Source organism: Roseateles cavernae, assembly GCF_040187885.1.
GTDB classification, from domain to species: Bacteria; Pseudomonadota; Gammaproteobacteria; order Burkholderiales; family Burkholderiaceae_C; genus Roseateles_E; species Roseateles_E cavernae.
Window position 1 is genome coordinate 1 of the sequence record NZ_JBDPLH010000008.1, and the last position, 22,317, is coordinate 22,317.

The following is a 22,317-nucleotide window of genomic DNA, read 5'->3' on the forward strand; positions in this document are numbered from 1 at the left end:
CGGCGCGGCCGGCGATGCCGCCTACGTCTCGATGAAGGGCTACCAAAAGGCCACCGTCATCATCGACATCACGAACGGCACCACGGTCACCGGCGGCGCCGTCACGCTCAAGCAAGCGACCGCCGTGGCTGGCACGGGCGAGAAGGCCCTGGCCTTCAACCGAATGCTGGCAAACATCGACGTTGCGGCCAGCCAGGCCAAGGTCGAAACCGCCGTCGTCAACAACACCTTCACCTCGGACGCGACCAACGGCAAGCGGCTCCAGTACATCCTCGAAGTCAACGCGGACACGCTGGACGCCGACGGCAACTTCGACTGCTTCCGCGTCGATGTGGCCTCCATGGCGAACGCCACCGGCACGGTGACCTACATCCTCTGGGGTGCGCGCTACTCCGGCCTGAATCCGACCGCCAACTGAGCCGGCTCGCACTGAGCTGACCCCACCGGGCGGCCCACGCGCCCGGCTCAACCCCACCCGAGACCCACCATGAACCGACTCTATGACAAAGCCGTCGAGGCGGCGCAGAAGGCGCGCCCGATGAACCTGCTGGCTGGCACCATCAAGGCGCAGCTGGTGGATCTCGGCGCCTACACCCCCAACTTCAGCACCGACGAGTTCCTCGCCGCCGTGCCCTCCGGTGCCCGCATCGGAACCGCCGCCACCCTCGGCACCAAGAGCATCACCGCCCGCGTGTTCGACGCCGCCGATGTCTCCATCACTGGCATCTCCGGCGCGCCCAGCATCGAGGCCGTGATCCTCTTCGAGGACACCGGCGACGCCGCCACCTCGCCGCTGCTGGCCTACGTCGACACCGCCACCGGCCTGCCCGTGGCTGCTGGTGCCACCCAGGTGGATATCGCCTGGTCGAACGGCAGCGACAAGATCTTCAAGCTCTAAGCCGCACAAGCCGGAGACAACAACATGGCTGCATTCGTCGTTGACGACTTCCTCGAAGCCGGGCCCACGCTGCTGACGGCGCACACCCCGGCCGTCGGTGGTGCGTGGGCGCTGCAAACCGGCTACGCCTCGGCGCTCTACTGCGGCAGCTCCGGCTTGTCGAACACGGGCGCAGCCACCCAGGGTGTGGCGCGCAACGCTGCGACGCCGCCGGCCGCCAACTACTCCGTCACCGTCGTGGGCCGCATCACCGGCGGCGTGACGACTGATTTCTTCGGCGTGACCGCCCGGGCCCAGTCCGGCGCCAACACCTTCTATTTCGCGTTCGTGCGCAACGGCACGCTGTTCCTGGCCCGGTACGTCGCCGGCACCTACACCCAGCTCGGGTCGGCCACCTTCACGATGTCGCTGGACACCGACTATGCGGTGACCATCACCGTCAACGGCACCAGCATCTCGGCCAGCTGCGACGGCGGCGCCACCATCTCGCCCGTCACCGACAGCGCCATCTCCGGCGCCGGCGCCGCGGGCTTCACCACCTTCGGCGCCGCCGGCTATGTCAGCAGCATCTCTGCCGACGAACTGGCCGCCTCGGTCTACACCGTCACCGCCCCTCCCGGCGGCAAAGTCTGCCCCCTCAGCGGCGGCACCACAGGCACCGCCACCATCGCCGTGGCCGGCACCTACACCGGCACCGCCCCGAACCAGGTGCGCCTGGTGCAAGACGGCACCAACACGCCCGTCGCCGGCTTTGACTGGACCGCTATCGCCAGCGCCAGCGGCGGCAATTTCTCCCACAGCTTCGCGGCGGTGCCCAAGGGCGCCGGCTGGTACAACGTCCAGGTGCGCGATACCGTCTCGGGCACCGTTGGCGTGTCTGGCAAGGTCGGCGCCGGCGTGCTCTTCATGGTCGACGGGCAAAGCAATGCCTGGCTCTGGTTCAGCAGCCAGGCCTATGCCGGCAACTCCACGCTGACCCCCAGCCCGCTGCTGCGCGTCACCGGCATCCAGGCCAGCAACGCCTGGGTGTCGCCGAACGCGGCCACCATGAACGCCGCCATCGCCTGCGGCAACGCTCTGGTCACCGCGCTGGCCTGCCCCGTGGCGCTGATCGACGGCGCCACCAACGGCTCCGGCCTCACCGTTCCCGGCTCGGGAGCGCAGTGGGTCAACGGCGGCGGCAGCGGCGGCGCGGCTTACACCTCCAGCAACAACGCGTTGACTGCAGCGGGCGGCAAGGTCGCCGCCACCATCTGGATCCAGGGCGAGGCCGATGCCGAGGCCGGCGTTACCCAAAGCGCCTACTACACCGCGCTCGGCCAGCTGATCACGCTGCGCCGCGCCGTCGTCGCCAACGCCGCGCACCCCTACATCCTCGTCGGCCTGGGCCGCTGCACCAACGGCGCGATCAACGACGCCGAGGCCGAGCCCATCAAGCTGGCCCAGCTCCAGAAGTGCGCCGACGCCAACATCCGCCGCGTCGACCGGCTCGACCTCGCGCTGCACACCGACGGCATCCACCACACCGCCAGCGCCTTCACCAAGCTCGGCCAGCGCTGCGCCCAGGCCATCCTTGTGGCGCTGGGTCTGGAGAGTTATGACCGGGGCCCTCGCATCGCCAGCGCCACCCAGGTCAACAGCACCACCGTCGATGTCGATCTCGTGCTGACCGCGCCGGCCACCACCGTCGCGCCCGCCTCTGGCATCACCGGCTTCCGCGTGCTCGATGCCGGCGCTCCCGTCACCATCACCAGCGCCACTCGGCAGAGCGCCACCAAGGTGCGGCTGGTGCTGGCCGCACCGCTGTCCGGCGCGCCGACGGTCCAGTACCTCTATGGCGCCACGCCCGATGTCGCCACTCCGCTGATCGATGACGCCACGCTTGCGCTGCCCCTGGAGTACAACGCCGGCGTGCTGGCTGACGTCACCGCCTCAGGCGTGTCCATCACGCTGACCACCAACGGCTCGGCCCCGGCCGCCGGCCTCACCGGCCTGCATGTGGCTCTGCTGCGCAAGTCCGGCGGCGTGCTCTTCTCCAGCCTCGCCGCGTCGTGGGACGCTGAAACCACCGACGGCTCCGGCGTGCTGGCCCTCAGCCTGGCCGGCCTCGGCATCCCGCCAGGCGAGGTGCTCGGCGTGCTCGTGACCGACAGCGACGGCACTGTCGGCCAAGACCCGTCCCACAAGGCCTACTTCGGCCACGGGGTGGCAGCCTGATATGGCCGCGATTTACCGCGCCCAAGAGGTCGGCGGCGGCGCCGTCTATAGCGCGCAGGAGGGCGCCGGCGGCACCACCGCCACCATCACAGGCGCCGGCGGCATCCCCAGCGCCGAAGCAGTCGGCACGCCAGCCCTCACGGCCACCGGCGGCGGCAGCGCTGGCGTCATCACCGGCGCCGGGGGCATCGCCAGCGCCGAGGCCGTCGGCACCCCCACGCTCAGCGCCTCCCTCTGGCCTGTCGTCAGCCCGCCCGGCATCCCGAGCGCTGAGGCATTGGGCACGCCCACGCTCATCGTCGTCGCTGCCGAGTTCGACGAGCCCGTCACCGTCGCCGAAGCCAAGCTCGCCGCCCGCATGGACGCCGACATCACCGTGCTCGACGAAGAGGTCGCCGTCGCCATCAGCGCCGCGCGCCAGCAGGCCGAGCTGATCACCGGCCGCCGCTACCGGCCCACCGTCGTCGTCTACGAGCTGGCCGCCTGGCCGCTGCCCACCGAGCCGCTCAGCGTCCACGCCGCCCGCGCCTGCGCCGTCGACTACTGGGACGGCGCGGCCTGGCAGACCCTGCCGCCGAGCGAGTACGTGTTCGCACCGGGCGGCATCGGTGGCAACGCCACATGCCTCGCCCCTCAGATCGGTCGCAGCTGGCCGGCGCTGGGCGACGTTTCCATCGGCCCGCGAGTGCGCGTCTCGCTCACAGCCGGGCCCGTCACCCGCCAGGCCGTGCCGGCTGCCGTCAAGCTCTTCATCAAGGCGCATGTGTCGGCCTGGATGAACAGTGACAGTCTGGTGCCTCAGAACATGGTGCTGAATCCAGTGCTCGTGCGAATCCTCGATGCCGAGCGGCTGTGGGGCTGACGTTTCCCATCCACTCCGCGAAGCCCACTATGACCAAGAAAACCAAAGACGAGAGCGCCTACAGCCGAGGCCACAGTCTGGGCTATAGCCTTGGGTACGCGGCCGGGCGACGGCGGGCGCACCGCGAAGCTGCGTCGGTTGCCTCGCCTGACCATCCGATTGCGCCGCCGCCGAGCCCGGTCGAGGCATCTGTGATGTCCGCTGGTTTTGATGTTCCTGGCGGCTGCCGAGTCACGCTGCAGTTTCCTCTCGACGCCACCGCAGAGGATCTGGAGTGCTTCCAGGAAATGTTGCCCTTTTACCTCGACCTGTATCGCCGCCGCCTGGCTGGCAAAACCTGACTTTCCAAGCCCCTGCCGACGCCGTCCATGCTGACTGCCGAAACCACATCCGATGCGCCAGAGGACTGCCCAGACTGCGGAGCCCTCTGGTCAGCCTCCGAGGCCGTGAAGACCGGCGACGACAAGGCGCACGAGGGCTGGGAGTGCTGGTGCTACTGCGCGGCCTGCAAGTGCGAGCTGTTCTACCCCTTCAAGCTGGCCGCCGACGCGGCCTGATTTCCCATACTTCGCGACAAACCAACATGTTCAAACATCGCCCAAACCTCGCCGCGCTGGCGGTCATCGCCCTCGCCGGAGCCGTTTCGACGTCCGCAACTCAGGGTGGGGTCACCCACACTGCCGCCCGCCCGCCGCGCCCCCGGGGCATTGTCCGGGATGAGCAGATCAAGGATGCCCGTGCCCGCGAAGTCTCTGCGTGGAATGCCGCCGTCGACCGCCGCAAGGCCGAGAAGAAGCGCCGTCAGAGCGGCGCCTGATTCCTCACCCCTGCCGGTACACACCAATGCCCACCCCCCAGCGCCCCCCTTGGGCGAACAGTGACAGCCTCGTGCCTCAGAACATGGTGCTGAATCCAGTGCTCGTGCGAATCCTCGACGCAGAGAGGCTCTGGTGCTGAAGCATCTCATCACCATCCGCCACCGCGCGCCCGGGACCGATGGGGCCGGTCAGCCCAACGGCGAAATGGTGAATCTGGTCGACCTGTGGGCCGACATTCGCCACCCCAGCGGGATCGAGGCCGCTCGGGGAGATGCGCCCGTCTCCACCGTCCGCGCCAGCATCAAGGTGCGCTTGCGCAGCGGCATCACCGCAGCCATGCAGGCCGTGCATGGCACCACTGTCTATGACATCAAGGCGGTGCTGCCTGACCTGGTGGACCGCCGCTACATGTTCCTCGTCTGCGAGGCCTCCACATGACCACGGGCGCCTTCAGCATGCGCGTCAACCTCGCCGACCTTACAGGGCAGCTAGACGCCGATGCCACCGCCATCGAGGCCACTGCCCGCCCAGTTGCCCAGGCAGCTGCTCAGCTCTTCTATGACGAGGTCAAGCGCAATGTCGCGCGCCTGAAACGGCACACCGGCAACCTCGATCGCTCGATCTACCAGGCCTACAGCAAAGACCAGAGCGGGGAGGGCTTTGCCACATACCACGTCAGCTGGAACGCCAAGAAGGCGCCTCACGGCCACCTGGTGGAGTACGGCCATCTGCAGCGCTTCGAGATCAGCTTTGATCGCGCCACCGGCCGCTTCATCACGCACAAGGACCGCCCGCTGTCGCCGCCCCGTCAGGTGGCCGCCAAGCCCTTTGTGCGCCCCGCCTTGTCCAAGGCCGAGGCGGCGCTGGATGCGGCCACCGCTGAGCTGTTCCGCCAGCTTGAAACTGCAGGAGTCGTGCAATGACCGTCGAGATCCAGCTGACAGCGCTGCTGAAGACCCTCTGCCCGAACGTCTACCCCGATGAAGCGCCCGTCGCCACGCCCAAGCCCTATGTGACCTACCAGGGCTTCGGTGGGCCGAGCTTGCGCAACCTTGACAAGACCCCGGCGGACAAGTGCAAGCACTTCATCCAGATCAATGTCTGGGCTGTCTCGCGGCTCGGTGCCAACGCGCTGGCTCGGCAGATCGAGGACGCCATGTGCGCTGCCACGGTCTTCAACGCGCAGGAAGAAGGCCTGCCGATCTGGGACCGCGACCCCGTGCAGCTGCCGGACGCGCCCGATGGGCTCTACAGCACCATCCAGGACTTCGTGGTGATCGCCACGCGATAAGGGCCGCAAGGCCACAACGAGCCAGCCGCCCGGGTAACCGTGGCGGCTTTTTACTGCCCGATGAGGGCGAATCAACGTCAACAGAAAGGCCCGCATCATGAGCTACAACTTCCCCGAGGGCGGCAAGTTCCTCTTCTCCAACACCTTCGCCGGGGCCAAGATCCTCGCCACGCTGAGCAACGCGAACCCAGCCGCCGCCGGCTCGGTGGCGCACGGCTATTTGGATAACGACGAGGTCGTGCTGACCTCCGGCTGGGAAGACGCGACCGACTCGGTGTTCCGCGTCGACCAGACCAGTGTCGACGCCTTCAACATCCTCGGCCTCGACACCAGCGACACCAACCTCTTCACTGCCGGCGGTGGCGCAAACTCGCAGGCCAAGAAGATCAGCAACTGGATCGAGGTGCCCCAGGTCCTCACCATCGGCACCAGCGGCGGCGATGCCCGATTCGCGCAGGTGAACCCCGTCTTCCGCCGCAACGGCATCAGCCGCCCGCTCGGCTTCAACCCCACCACCATCATGCTGACCCTGGCCCATGACGCCAGCAACGCCAGCTACCAGACCATGCTGGGCATCAGCCGGGTGCTCAGCCTGGTGGCGTTCAAGCTGCTGCTGGCCGATGGCTCCGCGTCCTATGGCTTCGGCTACATGGCGGTCTCGGAGGTGCCCAGTGTCAGCGCCGGCAACCCCAACTCGGTGACGGCTGTTTTCAGCGCGCAAGGCCGTACGATCAGCTACTGATCGCCCTCAACCCAGCATGCCGGCGCGGCACCGTCGCTGCGCCGGTGCCCTACTACTCCTGAGGCTGAACCTCCATGGCGACCATCAAGCTCGGCAACCGACCCAAGAACTTTCCGCTGACCATCACCGTGCCGCTGCACGAGGGCGAGGAAGGTGTGATCAAGGTGTCCTACATCTATCGCACGCGCACCGAGTACGGTGCCTTCATCGACGAGCTCATGGCCGAGGCCGACATGAAGCTTGCCGGCGAATCGGAGGAGGAGATCCGCTTCTCGGTCGAGCAGGCCTGGACCAAGACCCGCGACCGCAACGCCGACTACATCATGCGCATCATCGACGGCTGGAACCTCGACCAGGACTTCGGCCGCGCCGCTGTCGTGCAGCTCTGCGACGAGCTGCCTGGTGCGGCGCTGGCCATCATGAATCGCTACACCGCCGCCATCACCGAAGGCCGCCTAAAAAACTAACGGCCGCTGCCGCCGCCTTCTACATGAAGGCCATCGGCGAGCAGCGGCACGTTCCCTTCAGCGTTGCGCATCTGAGCGTGCCGGCAGGCGATGTAGAGGTCTGGCCTGAGAACTGGCCCACCTTCAAGGTGTTCTCCCGCCTCGAAACCCAATGGCGCATTGCGCCTGGCGGCGTCATCGGTCTTGACTACGGCGCTCTCTATCCGCTGATCGATCGCGAAGGCCTCGACACCGCTGGCTGGGATCGCATGTTTGACGACATCCGCGCAATGGAGCAAGCGGCGCTCGAAGAAATCCAGCGCCAGCAGCAGCAATAGGGCCCCTCATGGCAAACAAGCGCAAAGTACAGATCGAGACCGGTGTCGACAACACCGGCGCCCGCAAGGGCCTTGGTGAGATCAAGGATGCCGCCAAGGACATGGCCCAGAGCGTGGCCCAGTCGGGCCAGCAGGCGGCCAAGGGCGTTGAGGCGGTCGGCGCCGGCGGCGATGCGGCGGCCGCCAAGGTCGAAAGGTCCACTCGCAGCATCATCTCCGCCATCCAGCGCGCTACAGCGGCAGCCAAGGCTAACGGCACTGGTACAGCCGACTTCTTTCAGGCGCTTGGCGAGCAGAAGGGCAACCTGGAGTCGCTCAAGCCTTTCATTGAGCAACTGCGGCAGGCCGAACGCGCGCAGCAGCTGGCCAGCGGCTCGCTTGACAAGATGGGCATTTCGGCAAAGCAGACCGCCGCAGCCCTGCGGCAAGTGCCGGCGCAGTTCACCGACATCATCACCAGTCTCCAAGGCGGCCAAGCGCCGCTGACGGTGCTGCTCCAGCAAGGCGGCCAGCTGAAGGACACCTTCGGTGGTGTGGGGCCTGCCGCGCAGGCCTTGGGCCGCTATGTGCTCGGCCTGGTCAACCCCTTCAGCCTTGGCGCTGCGGCAGCCGCCACGCTGGGCCTGGCGCTGTATCAGAGCGCCGAGGAGCAGCAGGCCTTCAACCGCACCGCGATCATCACCGGCAACGTCGCCGGCGTCACGGGCGAGCGGCTCAACGAGATGGCGCTGGCCGTCAATCGCTTGGGCGCTGGCACACGCGGCCGTGCGGCCGAGGTGCTGAACGACCTGGCGCAAAGCGGCGCCGTCGGCGCGGAGAACATGTCTCGCTTCACCGCCGCAGCGCTGCGCTTCGAGCGGGTCGGTGGCGAAGCGGCCGAGAAAACCAACGACGCCTTCCGCGAGCTGGCCCGGGCGCCGCTGCAGGCTGCCCTCAAGCTCAACGATGCCACTAACTTCCTGAACCGCTCAACCTATGAGCGCATCCGGGTGCTGGAGGAACTGGGCTTGCGAGACGAGGCAGCTCGCGTCGCGCAAGAGGCCTACGCCGACTCCATCGAGAAGCGCGTGCCCGGTCTGGAGCAGAACCTGGGCCTGCTCGCGAAGGCATGGAACGGCATCACCAGCGCAGCCAAGGGCGCATGGGACGCCATGCTGGATATCGGGCGTGAGGACACCCCCGAGCAGAAGCTGGCCAAGCTGCGCGAGCGCGCTGCGTCCATCGAGCAGCAGCTGGCCTCTGGGGGCTTCAGCAGCACCGAGGGCGGTGCGGCGACAGGTCGCGGTCTGGGCGTGCAGGGTCGCAAGGATCAGCAAGCGGCACTGGAAGCCATCCGTGAGCAGATCCGTCTGTATGAGCGTTCCCAGGCCGCTGCGGCGACTGTTGCGGCTGAAGATGCCAAGCGCGCCAAGGAGATCAAGGCCGCCGCCGATTTTGACAAAGAGGGGCTGCAGTACCTGACGCGCCGCGAGCAGATCGAGCGCGAGGTCACCAAGGCCCGCAACGAAGGTGCCGCCGCAGGCAAGAGCCAGGCCGAGATCGAGAAGCGCGTCGCTGCCATCCGAGAGAAGCTCGACCCCGGCATCGGCGCCGCCCGTTCGGGCAGCGGCTTGGCCGATGTGAAGCGCCAGCTGGGCCAGCTCACCGCCGCCTATGGTGATGCCGAGGCCATCCTCAGCGCCACCCGCCAGGCTGGCCTCATCAGCGAGGCCGACTACTACGCCGCCAAACGCGCGTTCATCCAGCTCGACAAGGACGCCCGCGTGCGCGAGCTGCGCGGCGAGATCTCCGCGCTGCAGCAAGCCAACGCGAGCAACAAGCTCTCCACCGCCGAGCGCATCGCCAACGGCGACAAGATCAAGGACAACCTCGCCAAGATCACCGAGGCCGAAGGCAAGGCCGCTGCGGCTACGGTGGTGCTCGGCGTGCAGCAGAGCGCGGCGGTCAGCGGTGTGGCCAAGGCCTATGAGGACGCCAGGCTCGCCGCCGAGGACTACCTGGCCACCCTGCAGCGCGGCCAGACTCGCGAGCTCGATCTCTTCGGCGCCAGCAACAGCCAGCGCGAGGAGGCGAGGGGCCGCGACCAGATCTCCGACAAGTACATGCAGGACCGCCAGCGCATCCAGGGCGAGCGTGCGCTGACGGCAATCCAGCAAGGCGGCATCCTCACCGGCGAGCAGTCCCAGCGTTTCGACGACCTGCTGGCACTGAACCGCAGCTATGAAGAGAAAGCCCTCGGCAGCTACCGTGACTACATCGAGCGTCGCAAGCTGCTGGAGGCTGACTGGGCCCAGGGCGCCAGCAGTGCGTTCAGGAACTATGTCGACGACGCGCGCAAAATCGCGGGCCAGACCGAGAGCCTGTTCGTCAACGCCTTCTCTGGCGCCGAGGACGCGCTGGTCAACTTCGTCCGGACGGGCAAGCTCGACTTCAAGAGCCTGGCCGATTCGATCATTGCCGACCTGGCTCGCATCCTGATCAAGCAGCAGCTGGTCAGCGCCGTGAAGACCGTAGGCAGCTTCCTCGGGCTCGGCTTCGCCAAAGGCGGCGCGTTTGATCCCTCTGGCGAAGTCAAGCGCTTCGCGATGGGTGATGTGTTCGACAAGCCCACTCAGTTCACCTATGGCGGGGGACGCAACCTCGGCGAGCTTGGCGAGGCTGGGCCCGAGGGGGTGCTGCCGCTGGCTCGCGGTGCTGGTGGAAAGCTCGGCGTGATCGCGCATGGCGGCAGCAGCAGGGAGCTACCGCCGATCGTCTACGCACCAGTCACCAACATCGACAGCCGCAGCGACCGCGCGGCTGTGATGGCCGACATGGAGGCCTCGCACCGGGCCAACAACCGCGAGCTGCTCGCACTCATCAAAGATCGGATGCGCGCGTAATGGCCATCATCACCATGCCCCGCGATCTCGCCTGCGCCAGGGGCTGCGCGCTGGAGCTGATCAACAGCGACACCGCCACCCGCAGCGACCCTAGCGGCAGCATCCAGGCGCGGAGCTACGGCGTTCCGGTCTGGGGCCTGCTGCTCGTGTCCTACGAGCTGATGGTCGACATCGAAGCCGGTGCCTGGAAGGCCCTTGGCCTCAAAATGCGCGGCCTGGTCAATCACCTCGAAGCGTTTGACCCGACCCGGCCTGTGCCGCTGGGGTCACTGCGCGGCACGCTCGCGCTGGCCTTGGTGGCGCCAGCTGGCACAGCCTTGCTTGATGTCACCGCCGGCGTGGAGCAGTCGGGGCGCAGCCTGGTGCCTGGCGACTTGCTGCAGGTCGGCACCGGCCTGGGCACCAGCCAGCTGGTGATGGTCACTGCGCCGGCCCTTGTCAACGGGGCCGGCCGCATCGTCGTCGAAATCGAGCCGCCGCTGCGCGCCGAGCACCCCATCGGCGCCCCCGTCACCTGGGACTACCCGCGCGTCTACCTGCGCCGCACCGAGCCGCGCTTCGGCTGGCAGGCGTACGGGCGCCTGCACACCGATGCCATGCGCCTGCCCCTCATCGAGAGCCTCTGATGATCATCATCACCGACCCCGCGCAGACCAGCCTGCTCGCCGCCCGCGCCCTCGGCGTCGTCTGGCTGCTGGAGCTGCAGTTTGTCGACTTCACCTACCGCTTCAGCAGCTTCAACCGCGACCTGGTCGCCGGCGGCTTCGGCTGGATCGGCCTGGGCAAGCTGCTCAGCGTGGGCGATCTGCGCGAGAGCACCGACCCCAGCACCCAGACCATCCCCGTGCGCCTGAGCGTGGCCGACCAGTCTCTGCTCGCCCTGGGGCTGGGCAATGTCGAGGCCTATCGCGGCCGCCCGGCGCGGCTCTACCTGGCGCTGCTCAATGAGCACTACCAGGTGGTCGGCCCGCCGCGCCTGCGCAGCGTGCTGGAGATGCAGCCCGTCAAGATCGACCGAGAGAGCCCCGGCCCCGAAGGCGGCACCGTGGGCGGCTACATCGAACTCCCGGTCGGCGCGCCCGGCATGGGCCGCGCTCGCAACGCCGAGGGCATGCGCCTGAGCTATGAGCAGCACTGGTTCGAGAACCCCGGCGACCGCTTCCTGGAGTTCGTCCTCGGCCTCATCAAGCAGCCCACCCCGTGGCTCAGCAAGCGATTCCAGCAGCAATGACCACCACCATCAGCCGACCCCGGCGCCTCACCGACTACCTGGCCCAGCCGCCGGCCCCGTTTGCCTGGGCCGCCGCCAACTGCTGCCACTGGGCCGCTGCCTGGGTGGCCCAGGCCACCGGCACCGACCCCATGGCTGGCCTGCCCGAGACCGCCACTGCCGCCGCCGCGCGCCGCCTCGTCAAGCGCCTGGGCGGGAGCCTGCGCGCCGCCTGGTCCAAGCAGCTCGGCCGCGAGCCCATCGCGCCGCTGCTGGCCCAGCTGGGCGATATCGTCCTCGTGCAGCTGCCGCCCGAGCAGCAGCTGGAAGAGGGCGTCGGCGAGCTGGTCGGCATCTGCGCCGGCGCGCTCATCGCGGTGGCCACCGCGCAGGGCCATGTCGCCTACCTGCCGCTCTCGGCCGGCGTTTGCGCCTGGCGCCTGGAGGTGCAGGCATGATGCGCGCGCTCCTGCTGGCCTTGCTGCTGGCCGCCGTGTGCGCCCCGGCGCTGGCCGACCCCATCAGCATCGTCGCGGCCATCGCCCCTTTCATCGGCGGCACGGCGGCCGCCTTCATCGTCAACTATGCCGGCACCATCGCGCTGACCGCGCTGGGCGTGTTCGGCAGCGTGCGTGCCCGCTCCAAGCAGCGCAAGGCCGCCGCCCAGGCCAAGGCGGCCTACAACGCCAGCCTGCAAGACCGCAACGTCAGCGTGCTCGCGGCCGACCCGCCGCGCCGCTATCGCCTCGGCCGCTGCTGGGGTGGCGGCGAGGTAGTTGCGGTCTTCACCACCGATAAGCAAGGCCTCAAGGAAAACGGCACCTCCTACACCAAGGCCGACGGCTACAAACACGTCGTCATCGTCTGGGCCTACCACCAGTGCGCCGCCATCCATGACCTGGCTTTCGAGGGCGTGCCCATCGGCCCGCTCGACGTGGACGGCTGGGCCATCGGTTCGCACTGGGCCACCAGCCGCAAGATCAACCAGAGCCGGGGCGGCCTGGGCGGCGTGCTCGGCGAAGTCATCCTCACAGCGTCCAGCACCGTCACCTCGGTGACGCTGATCATTGATGCCGCCGACCCCAAGACAGCCGCGCATGCTCCCGTGCCCAACGGTGGCCCCTACGGCTGGAGCATGAGTGGCCTGACGCTCAACCTCCCCGCCCAGGTCCTGCTCAACGACGCCCCCTATACCCCCACCGCCGCCGACCGTTGGGAGGTGAACTACGCCCGCGAGGCCCCTGACCGCTCCACCGTCCGCGTGCGTCACCACCTCGGCGAGCCCGGCCAGGCCGCTGACTCGCTGCTGATGAGCCTCGTGCCCGCCAGTTGGACCGCCGCGCACAAGGGCACCGGGCTTTGCTACAGCGTCATCACCATGGACCTGGAGCGCCAGGAGTTCCAGAGCGGCCCCGGCGGCTGGACAGCCGACATCTCCGGCCTCATCGTCCGCGACCCGCGCACCGGTGCAGACGCCTGGACGAGCAATCCCGCGCTGCTCGCCTACTGGTATCTGCAGCAGAGCATCGGCTTCAGCCGCGCCGCCGCCGACATCGACGAGGCCAGTGTCATCGCCGCTGCCAACGCCTGCGACGAGATCGTCAACTACCGCGTGTGGAACGGCACCGAGTTCGTGCTGACCCCCAGCCCGCGCTACACCTGCCACGGCGTCATCACCAGCGACCAAGACCGCGAGAGCGTGCTGCAGGACATCGCCGAGAGCATGGCCGGCTGGGTCTACCCGAGCGGCCAATGGGTGGTGCAGGCCGGCGCCTGGACCCCGCCGGTCATGGACCTCACGGACGATGACCTCTACGGCTCCATCTCCATCGTGCAAAGCGGCGAGCCCATGGGCGAGCTGTTCAACAGCGTGCGCGGCCGCTACGTGCCGAACAACACGGCCGTCGCCACCGAGATGACGCCCTACAGCAACCCCGTCTTCGTCGCCGGCGACGGCGGCCGGCTGTGGGACACCGTCGATCTGCCCTTCACCAACAGCGACCACCGCGCCACCCAGATCGCCCGCGTCAAGACCGAGCAGGCCCGCAACGGCGAGACCATCTTCTACCCCGCCAAGATGCGCGCCTGGCCGCTGCAGCCCGGCGACCGCGTGCGCGTCAAGAGCGCCGAGTACGGCTTCGATTACAAATGGTTCCGCGTCACCGACTGGTCCTTCGGCCTCACCGCCCCGGTGGGCCTCACCCTTCAGGCCGACACCCCTGATGGCTATGACCTGGCTGACGCCACGCTGCTCGACCCCACGCCCAACACGGTGCTGCCCTCGCCCTCCATCGTGCCGCCCATCACCGGCCTGGCCGTCACCAGCGGCACCGCCGAGTTGCTGCAGCAGGCCGATGGCACCATCACCTCCCGCGTCAAGGTCAGCTGGGACCGCACGCCTGCCGCCTACATGGCCGAGGGTCGCATCGAGATCAGCTGGCGCGCGGTGGGCCGCGATGTGTGGACCCGCGTCGACGCCGCCGGCGACGACACCTCGGCCTACATCACCGGCCCCCAGGATGGCACCGTCATCATCGTCTCGGTGGTGGTTGTCAATGGGCTGCGGTTCCGCTCGCCCGATGTGTGGGCCTGGCATCAGGTGCTGGGCAAGACCGAGCCCCCCGCGTTGGCCAGCGGCCTGGTGCTCAGCGTGGTGCCCGGCGCGCTGCGCGGCACGCTGTCTACGCCCAGCACCGAGCTGGACTATGCCCGCACGATCTACCGCTACGGCCTGAGCTTCGCCGCCGGCCTGCCGGTGCCCGGCACCAGCGACAAGGGCGGCTTCACCTGGCCCTCGCCGCCGGTGGGACCGGTGACGATCTGGTATGCGCATGAGGACACGAGCGGCAACGAGGGGCCGGCGGCGAGCGCGAGCATCACAGTCACTGCGGCGGCGCTGTTCCCGCCGTCCAACACGCTGAGCATCAAGCTCAACGTCAACGACTTCGCAGGCACGCTGAACTACAACGAGGCCTATATCCATGGCTACTCCAACGGGGCGCCGGCTGATGTGCCCGGCACCGTGCTGATCAATGGGGTGCAGACCCCAGCCCCCAACCAGTGGGTGCTGACGAACATGGGTCCGGGTCAGTTCTACCTGATGTTTGATACGGCGGGGCTGTTTGACTTTGGTGGGTTTGGCCTGCGTCATTACGCCATGGTGCGGCGCTCGGGCGGGGTCTGGCAGTACGACAACAACACCACCGCATGGCAAACATTTACGCCCTCGGCCACTATGTTTGTGATCGGCAGCGTCTCTCCTGCTGTGGCTGATGCCAATGTGGCGCCCGGGCTGACCAGCGGATCGATCTGGGCCACGGCCTGGAGCCCGGATGCGATCGCGGCGGTGGCTGACAGTGCGAACTGGTCTGGTGTAGGGGGCCGACCCACCATGTACCGCGTCGCGGCGCGCGGCTACAACGCAACCGGCCACCCCATTGAGGCGGGGCTGTACGACGCTGACACCGGCGCGGTGCTGGTTGGGCCGGCCAATATGTACCGCGCGATAAAGATCAATCGGATCACCAAGGCTGTCACCGATGTGGGCGGCTTCAACACTTACGCCGGCGTGGCCAACGCCGACGCTATGGCTGCGGCGCTCAATGCGATCGGCAACGATCACATCGTTGTGATCCCTACTTTCGATGAGCCCCAAGGCAACCACCTGCACCCGCCACTGCTGGCTGCCATGCTGCGCCACGGCGCGAGCCGACAGGTCTATGGTTCATCTCAATTCCGCAACCGATCTGCCTACATCCTCGTCGCCATCGGTGCCTGTGGCGAGGGCAACGGCGCTGAGTGCTATGCCGGCGCGGTCGACTCCGACCCAAATGCATGGTGCGATGTGGGCTTCAGCCTGCACAACGGTGTGCTGCAAGTCAGCGGGGCCAACAGCGGCGCGCGAAGCCTTTATGACTATGGCTACCTCCAGTCCGACAACATCGCCATCGGTGCGCTGGTCTCTTCCTACAACGCCCGCACGGCCGGCCCCATTGGCTGGTCCAACATCACCTGATCGGGAGAAACCGATATGCCATCCGGTAGCGGCGACCTGGCCACTGTGAGTTTCACGCCCAGCATTGAAGGCGTAGTGCAGCTGCAGATAACTTTCAAGTTTCAGGGCCTGAGCGATGACGGCGGCGTGATCAGCGCGCGTTTGTTCGTTGAGCAAAGCGGCGTGCGGACCTATGGGCCTCACGAACCAATGTCCAGCGGTGGGATGGAGTTCGAGCGCTTCAGCTACGCGCTCCAGCACCGGTTCGCCGTCGCCGCCGGCGCGCCCGTACTCTGCGGCCTGTGGGGCCAAGCCACCGGCGGGCCGGCGTCGGGCTCATGGCGAGACATGGATGTCTCGGCCTGGCTGCACAAGAGGGCCACCTGATGCGCCGCCACCACTTCGCTGACCCCACCACCGGCATCATCAGCAGCGACTATGTCGACGTGCCCGAGGGTGATCTCCCGCTGGCCCTGCAGCGCCGCCCCGGGCAGATCCTGGTGCCTGGCGTCACCTGGCCCGAGACCCAGCGCATTGCCGCCCTGGTGGCCGACGACTTCGGCAACCAGATCGCGGTGCTGGAGGACTTCGTCCCGCCGGCGCCGGCCGACGATGAGCTGCGCACCTGGCACTGGGACGCCGAGCAGCGCGGCCATGTGCCCACGCCCACGCTGCTCGCGCTGCAGCGCAAGGCCAGCGCGCCGCTGCTGGCCGAGCTGGCCGAGCTCGATGCGCGCCTGGCCCGCCCGCTCGGCGAGCTGGCCGAGGCCTCGGCCACCGGCCAGCCCGCGCCGGCCGAGGCCGTCGAGCGCCTGCAGCAGATCAACGCCAGCAAGGCCCAGCTGCGTCAGCAGCTCGCGGCCATCGCTGCTTCGACATCCGCGGCCGAGCTGGCCAGCATCGTCAGCACCATCAACCCCTGACCGGAGCCCATCACCATGCACCGCACCGCCCGCCATCTCGTCGCCGCCGTCCTCACCGCGCTGCTTGTCGCCTGTGGCGGCGGCGATCCCGAGGATGAGCATGTCGACACGCCCCGCGTCGACTGCAAGGCCCGCCCCGAGCTCTGCAAGTAGGCCGGCCACCCCGCACCCCACCAGCCCGCCGCGAGCGGGCTTTCTTACGTCCGTTAGAAAAGAAGGAAAGTCATATGCCCGAACCCTCATCCAGCGGAGTGGCCGGCCTGGCCGGATGGAAGCTCCTAGGTGGTGCTGCCGGCATCGCCGCCGGCGGCGTCACGCTCGCGGCCGTCGTTGTCATGCTGATGACCTGGCCCAAGACCGCCAGCGAGCTGGCCGTGGCGTTGATCAGCACCGTGCTGTCCAGCCTCGCTGGAGGGGCGGCGGTCATCATCTATTTCGACCTTCTGCGGCATGTAATCGGTGCCTCGGATCTCCACACCTATGTAGCCCTGATGGCTGGGCTCGGCATCGTGTTCACCTGCGGGCTGCCGGGGTGGCTGCTGGTGCGAGCTGCTTTCAGCTGGATGGAGCGACGTCGAGATAAGGATCTGGGCGAACTGGCTGACGATGTCCGCAGCGCGATCGGAGGCAGGCCATGAAAGACCTCCCGCGTGCCACGCTCACCCGCGGCCCCAGTACCTCGGCCGGCACCTTCGGTCGCATCCAACTGGGCGACTCTTTGTGTCTGCACAGCGTTGAGCTGCCATGGCGCAACAACCTCACCGGCAAGAGCAGCATCCCGCCCGGCATCTATCGCTGCGAGATCGTCAACAGCCCCCGCTTCGGCCGCGTTTACGGCGTGCGCGATGTGCCCGGCCGCTCCGACATCCTGATCCACGCCGCGAACTTTGGCGGCAACACCGAGCTGGGCTTTGACAGCGACCTGCTCGGCTGCATCGCCCCGGCCATGGCGCTCGGTGCGCTCAACAACCGCCAGGGCATCTCGCAGCAAGCGGGCCTGCGCAGCAAAGAGGCGCTGGCCAGGCTGATGGAGTGGGGCGCCGGCCGGCCGTTTGAGCTGGAGATCCGGTAAGTGGTCATCAGCCCGCGCCTGCTGACCTTCGCTGCCGTCCAGGCGTCTGCACTCGCGCTGGCCTGGCACCTTGGCGCCGGCCGCGTGCAGGGCCAGTGGGACGCCGCCGAGCTGCAGCGCGAGCGCGCGATCGCTACCCACGCCGCCCAAGAGACCCGCCGCCAAAGCCAGGCCGCCGCCGAATACGCCGCACAGGCGCAGCAAATCAGGGCCGCTGCCGCCCTGGCCCTACCCGAGGTCCGCCATGAGCTACAGCGCCCGATTTCCTGCCCCGCCGGCGGCACCGTGCCGATGGCAGATCTGCCTGTGCCTGCTACTGTGCTTGATCGGCTGCGGCACGCCGGCGCCGATCCGCGTGTCGAGTAGCCCACCGCCCGCCGAGCTGGCCGCGCCCTGCTGGACCGGCCCGGCCTGGCCGCAAGGCGATGGCGTCACCATCGGCGCCGTGATCGAGACCATGCTGCAGCGCGAGGCGGCGGCGGCTGAGTGCCGCGCCCGGCATGGGGCGCTGGTGCGGGCGTGGCCGCAATGAGCAGCATGCACTGGCACGCCGAGCCGTCGACGCTGCTGCTGCGTGGCTATGACCAGCCAGGCGGCTATGCGCTGCGCTTGGCCTATGGCGCCGTGGCCCATGTCAAGCTGCTCGGCGCCGGCGTGGCCTACATCGAGGGCGCCCTGCGCAACGACGGTCAGCCCTTGAGCCCGGCCGACTGGCGCGATGTCGCCCGCCTGCTGGCTCAGCAGCACCAGGTCGAGATCATCGAGGCTGTGCGCCACGGGCGCCGCGTCAGCTGGCCGACCGGGCGTGCTCGTTGAATCGAAAGGAACCGTAGCAGCAAACAAAAGCAGGGCGGCCGGCCTGGATGCGCTAACACCCAGGCCGGCCACCAAACCCACAGAGCATGCCTGTGAGCCCAGCCAAGGCCCCACCACCTCCCGGGAGGCGGGGCGAGTGTATCAACCACCTGGAGCCTCACATTGGCAAACCCTATCGTCCCTTGGATCGGCGGCAAACGACGCCTGGCCGATCACCTGATTCCTCGCTTTCCGGCACACAAGTGCTACGTCGAGGTCTTTGCTGGCGGCGCCGCGCTGTATTTCCTGCGCCCGCCCGCTGAAGTTGAGGTCATCAACGACGTCAACGGCGAGCTGATCAACCTCTACAGGGTGGTCAAGCACCACCTAGAAGAGTTCGTCCGGCAGTTCAAGTGGATGCTGTCCAGCCGGGCTGTTTTCACCTGGCTGCAGGACACGCCGGCCGAGACCATGACCGATCTGCAGCGGGCGGCGCGCTTCTACTATCTGCAGCACCAGTGCTTCGGCGGCAAGGTCCAGGGCCAGAACTGGGGCACCGCCACGACGGCGCCGCCGATGAACCTGCTGCGCATCGAGGAGCAGCTCAGCGCCGCCCACCTGCGTCTCTCCAGCGCCTACATCGAGCAGTTGGACTGGCGCGCCTGCCTCAAGCGCTATGACCGCCCGCACACCTTCTTCTACATGGACCCGCCGTACTGGGAAACCGAGGGCTATGGTGTGCCGTTCCCGTTCGGTGAGTACGAGGCCATGGCCACCGAAATGCGGCGGCTGCAGGGCAAAGCTATCGTCAGCCTGAATGACCACCCGGCCATCCGCGCTTGCTTCGCTGGGTTTCACATGGAGACAGTGGACATTACCTACAGCGTGGCCGGCGGCGACAAGCCATCGCCGCGCCGCGAGCTGATCATCTGGTCCTGGGATCAGGCGAGTGAGCCGGCGGGGTTGTTCTGACGGCGGGCTAGAGCAGATGCCGATTCGTCGGCGCCCTGGCGGCCAGCTCCGCATCAGTCTCGGCCACATCGATGATCACGCAGGTGCCTGGGATGCGCTCAGCTGTCGGGTCGCGCGCCAGGGCATCAGCCTCCCGGTAGCGGCAAGGCGACCGGCGCCGGCGCCCCCACTGGTCAGTCATCTGCCAGTACCAAAATTCGGTCGGTTTCATACTGGCTGTTTATACAGTATCCGGTTCCCGTAGTGTGCGGGGGAATTTGGCATAAACGCCGCAAAAGATGCCACTCCCGCACATGGCGCACGCCCGTTTCCCCAGGAGTGCGGTCCATGCAAGCTGCGCGGATAGAACTCGAAATCAGGCGGACGGAAACGTCTCGGGGGTTCGAATCCCCCCCTCTCCTCCAAGATTCACCTGGTGAATCATGCAAAAGCCAACCCACCAGGGTTGGCTTTTTGCTTTGTGGCCATCGTTGTCGACACCCCCCTTTCGAGGGCCCCCTTCAGTCGTATAGGCATGCAGGGCGGTCGGGCCGATAGTCAGGTCCACACAGCGGCGGTGGGCGCCGCAAAGGAGCATCACATGCACTTTGAGGAAGTTGACGCGGGAGATTTCCGCATCTATGCCGGCGCGATCGAGCGGCCCCGCACCTTTGGCTATGTTGCGGCCGTGGTGGTGATGCGGGTGCGTGGCAAGGCACCCCGTCAGGAAGCCTTTCGCGATGAGAACCTGGCCGGCGGCTATGGCTGGGCCTCGCCGTCCGACGCGCTGCGCTTTGCCGTCAACGCCGGACGCGATGTCGTGATGTGTGGCGGCGGCTCGCTGTCCGCCGCGCGGGCCTGATCCAGGCGGTCGGCAAATCCGTCGCTAAGTACCGTCATTCCGTGCTTCGTCGCGTCAGGCCTCGCGCGGGCTTGGTCCGACACCCGGCGCCCGCTATCGTGTGGGCATGTATGAGGCACATCTTCCCGAGCTAGCACCGCGGCCGACCCTGCCCAGCCAGCGCCAGGCCTGGCAGGGTTTTGTGGCCTACCTGACGCCATGGCGCCTGGGCCTGGCCTCGGGTGTGGCCGTCATCGCCGCCTTGTTGCTGACGCCGGTCTTCATCACGCCCTTGCCGGTGCTGCTGGGCCGCACGCTGTTCGTGGCCCTGCTGGCCTTGTTGGCCTTCTCGGCGGCGGGGCAATGGCCGCGACGTCTGCCCACCTGGCTGGCGCGCTGGCTGTTCCAGGTGCTGGTGGTCGGTTTCAGCGTGCCGGTGGCCACCTTGCTGGTCTATCTGGTGGCGGTGGGTGGCGACATCGGCAGCCTGCTGCGCAGTGAGGGGCGGTTGCTGGGCTTTCTGTGGATCGCCGGCTCGGGCCTGCTGATCGGGCCGCTGCTGGCCATGGGGGCGCTGTACCGGCAACGCGATGCCGAGGCGCGCAGCCAGGCCCTGCGCTTCGAGCTGGAGCGCAGCGAGCTGGAGCGGCGTGCGCTGGACGCCCGGCTGCGCCTGCTGCAGGCCCAGGTGGAGCCGCACTTTCTGTTCAACACCCTGGCCAATGTGCGCGCCCTGGTCGAGACCGGCTCGGCCCAGGCTGCGCCGGTGCTGGGCAGTCTGATCGCCTATCTGCGCGCCGCGATGCCGCGCCTGCATGACGAGGCGGCCAGCCTGGGCGATGAGCTGGCTCTGGTGCGGGCCTATCTGGAGCTGATGCATCTGCGCATGCCGGATCGGCTCAACTACCGTATCCAGGTGCCGGCCGAGCTGCTGTGCCTGCGCTTTCCGCCGATGGCCTTGCTGACCCTGGTGGAGAACGCGGTGCGGCACGGCATCGATCCGAGCGAGGAAGGCGGCAGCATCGAGGTCTCGGGCCACCGGCTGGATCCCGAGGGGTCGGTGTGCCTGTGGGTCAGCGACTCCGGTGTCGGCCTGCTTCAGCCCATGGGGGCGGGCACCGGACTGCGCAATCTGCGCGAGCGCCTGCAGGTGGTGTACGGGGCCTCGGCCCGCCTGGATCTGACCGAGAATCTGCCCCGGGGCCTGCGGGCCGAGATCCAGTTCAAGCCATGACCCTGAGTGCACCGACCGCCCTGATTGCCGACGATGAACCGCTGCTGCGTGACAGCCTGGCGCGCGGCCTGGCCCAGGCCTGGCCCGAGTTGCAGGTACTGGGACAGGCGCGCAACGGGCGCGAGGCGGTGGCGCTGTTCGAGCGCCTGCAGCCCGACATCGTGTTTCTCGATGTGCATATGCCGGGCTTGAACGGGGTCGAGGCAGCCCGGGCGATGGCGCGGCGGGCTCATCTGGTCTTCGTCACCGCCTACGAGCAGTACGCGGTCCAGGCCTTCGAGCAGGGCGCGCTGGACTATCTGGTCAAGCCGGTCGAATCGGCCCGCCTGGCCGATACGGTCGGCCGGCTGCAGGAGCGGCTGCGCGGCGCGGCGCCGGCCGCCGGCGTCGACGCGGCGCTGGAGGCCGCCATTGCGCAGCTGACCGAGCGGCTGCGCACGCCGGTGACGGCGGCGGCACCGGCGCCGGCCTATCTGCAGTGGCTGCGGGCCTCGGTGGGCGCCAGCCTGAAACTGATCCCGGTCGAGCACATCATCTTCATGCGCTCCGATGAGAAGTACACCTTGGTGGTCTGGAACGAGGGCGAGGCGCTGATACGCACGCCGATCCGCGAACTGATCGAGCAGCTGGACCCGCAGGTCTTTGTGCAGGTGCACCGCTCGGTGGTGGTGAGCCTGCGTGCGATCAGCCATGTGACCCGTGGCCCGAATGAAACGGCCGATCTGCATCTGCGCGGCCGCGCCGAGGTGCTGCCGGTCAGCCGCAGCTATCTGCACCTGTTCCGGCAGATGTAGGCCGGCCGG

29 protein-coding genes are annotated in these 22,317 nt (G+C 67.9%); all 29 read left to right on the forward strand.

The genetic code is table 11. From position 1 onward, the window contains the following. On the forward strand, positions 1–418 hold a 418-nt coding region (locus tag ABGI63_RS18825), incomplete at its 5' end, for a hypothetical protein (RefSeq protein WP_349743917.1). Between the two features lie 69 nt (positions 419–487). After that, positions 488–898 (forward strand): hypothetical protein, encoded by a 411-nt coding sequence (locus ABGI63_RS18830; RefSeq protein ID WP_349743918.1) that lies wholly within the window; start codon positions 488–490, stop codon positions 896–898. Positions 899–922: 24 nt separating this feature from the next. After that, positions 923–3,115, forward strand: coding sequence for a sialate O-acetylesterase (locus tag ABGI63_RS18835; protein ID WP_349743919.1), 2,193 nt, complete (start codon positions 923–925; stop codon positions 3,113–3,115). A gap of 1 nt (position 3,116) precedes the next feature. Further along, positions 3,117–3,977: a hypothetical protein gene (locus ABGI63_RS18840; protein WP_349743920.1), complete on the forward strand. Its 861-nt coding sequence runs from the start codon at positions 3,117–3,119 to the stop codon at positions 3,975–3,977. A gap of 29 nt (positions 3,978–4,006) precedes the next feature. Beyond that, positions 4,007–4,318: a hypothetical protein gene (locus tag ABGI63_RS18845; protein WP_349743921.1), complete on the forward strand. Its 312-nt coding sequence runs from the start codon at positions 4,007–4,009 to the stop codon at positions 4,316–4,318. Between the two features lie 242 nt (positions 4,319–4,560). Continuing rightward, entirely contained in the window at positions 4,561–4,794 is a 234-nt protein-coding gene (locus ABGI63_RS18850; protein ID WP_349743922.1) for a hypothetical protein, read from the forward strand. Between the two features lie 133 nt (positions 4,795–4,927). Further along, complete coding sequence (locus ABGI63_RS18855) at positions 4,928–5,233, forward strand: phage head closure protein (RefSeq protein ID WP_349743923.1); 306 nt, start codon at positions 4,928–4,930, stop codon at positions 5,231–5,233. Beyond that, positions 5,230–5,718: an HK97 gp10 family phage protein gene (locus tag ABGI63_RS18860; RefSeq protein WP_349743924.1), complete on the forward strand. Its 489-nt coding sequence runs from the start codon at positions 5,230–5,232 to the stop codon at positions 5,716–5,718. Before ABGI63_RS18855 ends, ABGI63_RS18860 begins: the two co-directional genes overlap by 4 nt. Beyond that, positions 5,715–6,086 carry a DUF3168 domain-containing protein gene (locus tag ABGI63_RS18865; RefSeq protein WP_349743926.1) on the forward strand — a complete coding sequence of 124 codons (372 nt, stop codon included), beginning with the start codon at positions 5,715–5,717 and terminating at the stop codon, positions 6,084–6,086. Before ABGI63_RS18860 ends, ABGI63_RS18865 begins: the two co-directional genes overlap by 4 nt. A gap of 97 nt (positions 6,087–6,183) precedes the next feature. Continuing rightward, positions 6,184–6,828: a phage tail tube protein gene (locus ABGI63_RS18870; RefSeq protein ID WP_349743927.1), complete on the forward strand. Its 645-nt coding sequence runs from the start codon at positions 6,184–6,186 to the stop codon at positions 6,826–6,828. A gap of 74 nt (positions 6,829–6,902) precedes the next feature. Next, a complete protein-coding gene (locus ABGI63_RS18875) occupies positions 6,903–7,295 on the forward strand; it encodes a phage tail assembly chaperone (RefSeq protein ID WP_349743929.1) in 393 nt (130 codons plus the stop codon). A gap of 23 nt (positions 7,296–7,318) precedes the next feature. Next, positions 7,319–7,612, forward strand: a complete 294-nt coding sequence (locus ABGI63_RS18880) for a DUF1799 domain-containing protein (protein WP_349743930.1) — start codon at positions 7,319–7,321, stop codon at positions 7,610–7,612. A gap of 8 nt (positions 7,613–7,620) precedes the next feature. After that, positions 7,621–10,494: a phage tail tape measure protein gene (locus tag ABGI63_RS18885; RefSeq protein WP_349743931.1), complete on the forward strand. Its 2,874-nt coding sequence runs from the start codon at positions 7,621–7,623 to the stop codon at positions 10,492–10,494. After that, positions 10,494–11,120, forward strand: coding sequence for a hypothetical protein (locus tag ABGI63_RS18890; RefSeq protein ID WP_349743932.1), 627 nt, complete (start codon positions 10,494–10,496; stop codon positions 11,118–11,120). The genes ABGI63_RS18885 and ABGI63_RS18890 overlap by 1 nt, the downstream gene beginning before the upstream one ends. Continuing rightward, positions 11,120–11,725: a hypothetical protein gene (locus tag ABGI63_RS18895; protein ID WP_349743933.1), complete on the forward strand. Its 606-nt coding sequence runs from the start codon at positions 11,120–11,122 to the stop codon at positions 11,723–11,725. The genes ABGI63_RS18890 and ABGI63_RS18895 overlap by 1 nt, the downstream gene beginning before the upstream one ends. Continuing rightward, the gene (locus ABGI63_RS18900; RefSeq protein WP_349743934.1) at positions 11,722–12,162 is read left to right on the forward strand and encodes a DUF6950 family protein; all 441 of its coding nucleotides are present in this window, start codon (positions 11,722–11,724) and stop codon (positions 12,160–12,162) included. The genes ABGI63_RS18895 and ABGI63_RS18900 overlap by 4 nt, the downstream gene beginning before the upstream one ends. Next, a complete protein-coding gene (locus tag ABGI63_RS18905; RefSeq protein ID WP_349743935.1) occupies positions 12,159–15,719 on the forward strand; it encodes a phage tail protein in 3,561 nt (1,186 codons plus the stop codon). The genes ABGI63_RS18900 and ABGI63_RS18905 overlap by 4 nt, the downstream gene beginning before the upstream one ends. Before the next feature lie 15 nt (positions 15,720–15,734). Continuing rightward, positions 15,735–16,085, forward strand: coding sequence for a hypothetical protein (locus ABGI63_RS18910; RefSeq protein ID WP_349743937.1), 351 nt, complete (start codon positions 15,735–15,737; stop codon positions 16,083–16,085). Continuing rightward, the gene (locus tag ABGI63_RS18915; protein ID WP_349743938.1) at positions 16,085–16,621 is read left to right on the forward strand and encodes a hypothetical protein; all 537 of its coding nucleotides are present in this window, start codon (positions 16,085–16,087) and stop codon (positions 16,619–16,621) included. The genes ABGI63_RS18910 and ABGI63_RS18915 overlap by 1 nt, the downstream gene beginning before the upstream one ends. Before the next feature lie 15 nt (positions 16,622–16,636). Further along, complete coding sequence (locus tag ABGI63_RS18920; RefSeq protein ID WP_349743939.1) at positions 16,637–16,774, forward strand: hypothetical protein; 138 nt, start codon at positions 16,637–16,639, stop codon at positions 16,772–16,774. Positions 16,775–16,848: 74 nt separating this feature from the next. Then, positions 16,849–17,259 carry a hypothetical protein gene (locus ABGI63_RS18925; protein WP_349743940.1) on the forward strand — a complete coding sequence of 137 codons (411 nt, stop codon included), beginning with the start codon at positions 16,849–16,851 and terminating at the stop codon, positions 17,257–17,259. Then, positions 17,256–17,693 carry a DUF5675 family protein gene (locus tag ABGI63_RS18930; RefSeq protein WP_349743941.1) on the forward strand — a complete coding sequence of 146 codons (438 nt, stop codon included), beginning with the start codon at positions 17,256–17,258 and terminating at the stop codon, positions 17,691–17,693. Before ABGI63_RS18925 ends, ABGI63_RS18930 begins: the two co-directional genes overlap by 4 nt. Further along, the gene (locus ABGI63_RS18935; RefSeq protein ID WP_349743943.1) at positions 17,694–18,059 is read left to right on the forward strand and encodes a hypothetical protein; all 366 of its coding nucleotides are present in this window, start codon (positions 17,694–17,696) and stop codon (positions 18,057–18,059) included. It begins immediately after the preceding gene. After that, complete coding sequence (locus tag ABGI63_RS18940) at positions 18,049–18,225, forward strand: hypothetical protein (protein WP_349743944.1); 177 nt, start codon at positions 18,049–18,051, stop codon at positions 18,223–18,225. The genes ABGI63_RS18935 and ABGI63_RS18940 overlap by 11 nt, the downstream gene beginning before the upstream one ends. Next, on the forward strand, positions 18,222–18,509 hold the full coding sequence (locus ABGI63_RS18945) for a hypothetical protein (RefSeq protein ID WP_349743945.1): 288 nt from the start codon (positions 18,222–18,224) through the stop codon (positions 18,507–18,509). The genes ABGI63_RS18940 and ABGI63_RS18945 overlap by 4 nt, the downstream gene beginning before the upstream one ends. Positions 18,510–18,671: 162 nt before the next feature. Next, entirely contained in the window at positions 18,672–19,460 is a 789-nt protein-coding gene (locus ABGI63_RS18950; RefSeq protein ID WP_349743946.1) for a DNA adenine methylase, read from the forward strand. Positions 19,461–20,040: 580 nt separating this feature from the next. Continuing rightward, complete coding sequence (locus tag ABGI63_RS18955) at positions 20,041–20,301, forward strand: hypothetical protein (RefSeq protein ID WP_349743947.1); 261 nt, start codon at positions 20,041–20,043, stop codon at positions 20,299–20,301. A 106-nt stretch (positions 20,302–20,407) separates the two neighbouring features. Beyond that, on the forward strand, positions 20,408–21,514 hold the full coding sequence (locus ABGI63_RS18960) for a sensor histidine kinase (RefSeq protein ID WP_349743948.1): 1,107 nt from the start codon (positions 20,408–20,410) through the stop codon (positions 21,512–21,514). Next, on the forward strand, positions 21,511–22,308 hold the full coding sequence (locus ABGI63_RS18965) for a LytR/AlgR family response regulator transcription factor (protein WP_349743949.1): 798 nt from the start codon (positions 21,511–21,513) through the stop codon (positions 22,306–22,308). Before ABGI63_RS18960 ends, ABGI63_RS18965 begins: the two co-directional genes overlap by 4 nt. Positions 22,309–22,317 lie beyond the last annotated feature (9 nt).

Coding starts and splice junctions, on each gene's coding strand:
- ABGI63_RS18830 (WP_349743918.1), top strand. CDS start 488: ATGAACCGACTCTATGACAAAGCCGTCGAGGCGGCGCAGAAGGCGCGC.
- ABGI63_RS18835 (WP_349743919.1), top strand. CDS start 923: ATGGCTGCATTCGTCGTTGACGACTTCCTCGAAGCCGGGCCCACGCTG.
- ABGI63_RS18840 (WP_349743920.1), top strand. CDS start 3,117: ATGGCCGCGATTTACCGCGCCCAAGAGGTCGGCGGCGGCGCCGTCTAT.
- ABGI63_RS18845 (WP_349743921.1), top strand. CDS start 4,007: ATGACCAAGAAAACCAAAGACGAGAGCGCCTACAGCCGAGGCCACAGT.
- ABGI63_RS18850 (WP_349743922.1), top strand. CDS start 4,561: ATGTTCAAACATCGCCCAAACCTCGCCGCGCTGGCGGTCATCGCCCTC.
- ABGI63_RS18860 (WP_349743924.1), top strand. CDS start 5,230: ATGACCACGGGCGCCTTCAGCATGCGCGTCAACCTCGCCGACCTTACA.
- ABGI63_RS18865 (WP_349743926.1), top strand. CDS start 5,715: ATGACCGTCGAGATCCAGCTGACAGCGCTGCTGAAGACCCTCTGCCCG.
- ABGI63_RS18870 (WP_349743927.1), top strand. CDS start 6,184: ATGAGCTACAACTTCCCCGAGGGCGGCAAGTTCCTCTTCTCCAACACC.
- ABGI63_RS18875 (WP_349743929.1), top strand. CDS start 6,903: ATGGCGACCATCAAGCTCGGCAACCGACCCAAGAACTTTCCGCTGACC.
- ABGI63_RS18880 (WP_349743930.1), top strand. CDS start 7,319: ATGAAGGCCATCGGCGAGCAGCGGCACGTTCCCTTCAGCGTTGCGCAT.
- ABGI63_RS18885 (WP_349743931.1), top strand. CDS start 7,621: ATGGCAAACAAGCGCAAAGTACAGATCGAGACCGGTGTCGACAACACC.
- ABGI63_RS18890 (WP_349743932.1), top strand. CDS start 10,494: ATGGCCATCATCACCATGCCCCGCGATCTCGCCTGCGCCAGGGGCTGC.
- ABGI63_RS18895 (WP_349743933.1), top strand. CDS start 11,120: ATGATCATCATCACCGACCCCGCGCAGACCAGCCTGCTCGCCGCCCGC.
- ABGI63_RS18900 (WP_349743934.1), top strand. CDS start 11,722: ATGACCACCACCATCAGCCGACCCCGGCGCCTCACCGACTACCTGGCC.
- ABGI63_RS18905 (WP_349743935.1), top strand. CDS start 12,159: ATGATGCGCGCGCTCCTGCTGGCCTTGCTGCTGGCCGCCGTGTGCGCC.
- ABGI63_RS18910 (WP_349743937.1), top strand. CDS start 15,735: ATGCCATCCGGTAGCGGCGACCTGGCCACTGTGAGTTTCACGCCCAGC.
- ABGI63_RS18915 (WP_349743938.1), top strand. CDS start 16,085: ATGCGCCGCCACCACTTCGCTGACCCCACCACCGGCATCATCAGCAGC.
- ABGI63_RS18920 (WP_349743939.1), top strand. CDS start 16,637: ATGCACCGCACCGCCCGCCATCTCGTCGCCGCCGTCCTCACCGCGCTG.
- ABGI63_RS18925 (WP_349743940.1), top strand. CDS start 16,849: ATGCCCGAACCCTCATCCAGCGGAGTGGCCGGCCTGGCCGGATGGAAG.
- ABGI63_RS18930 (WP_349743941.1), top strand. CDS start 17,256: ATGAAAGACCTCCCGCGTGCCACGCTCACCCGCGGCCCCAGTACCTCG.
- ABGI63_RS18945 (WP_349743945.1), top strand. CDS start 18,222: ATGAGCAGCATGCACTGGCACGCCGAGCCGTCGACGCTGCTGCTGCGT.
- ABGI63_RS18955 (WP_349743947.1), top strand. CDS start 20,041: ATGCACTTTGAGGAAGTTGACGCGGGAGATTTCCGCATCTATGCCGGC.
- ABGI63_RS18960 (WP_349743948.1), top strand. CDS start 20,408: ATGTATGAGGCACATCTTCCCGAGCTAGCACCGCGGCCGACCCTGCCC.
- ABGI63_RS18965 (WP_349743949.1), top strand. CDS start 21,511: ATGACCCTGAGTGCACCGACCGCCCTGATTGCCGACGATGAACCGCTG.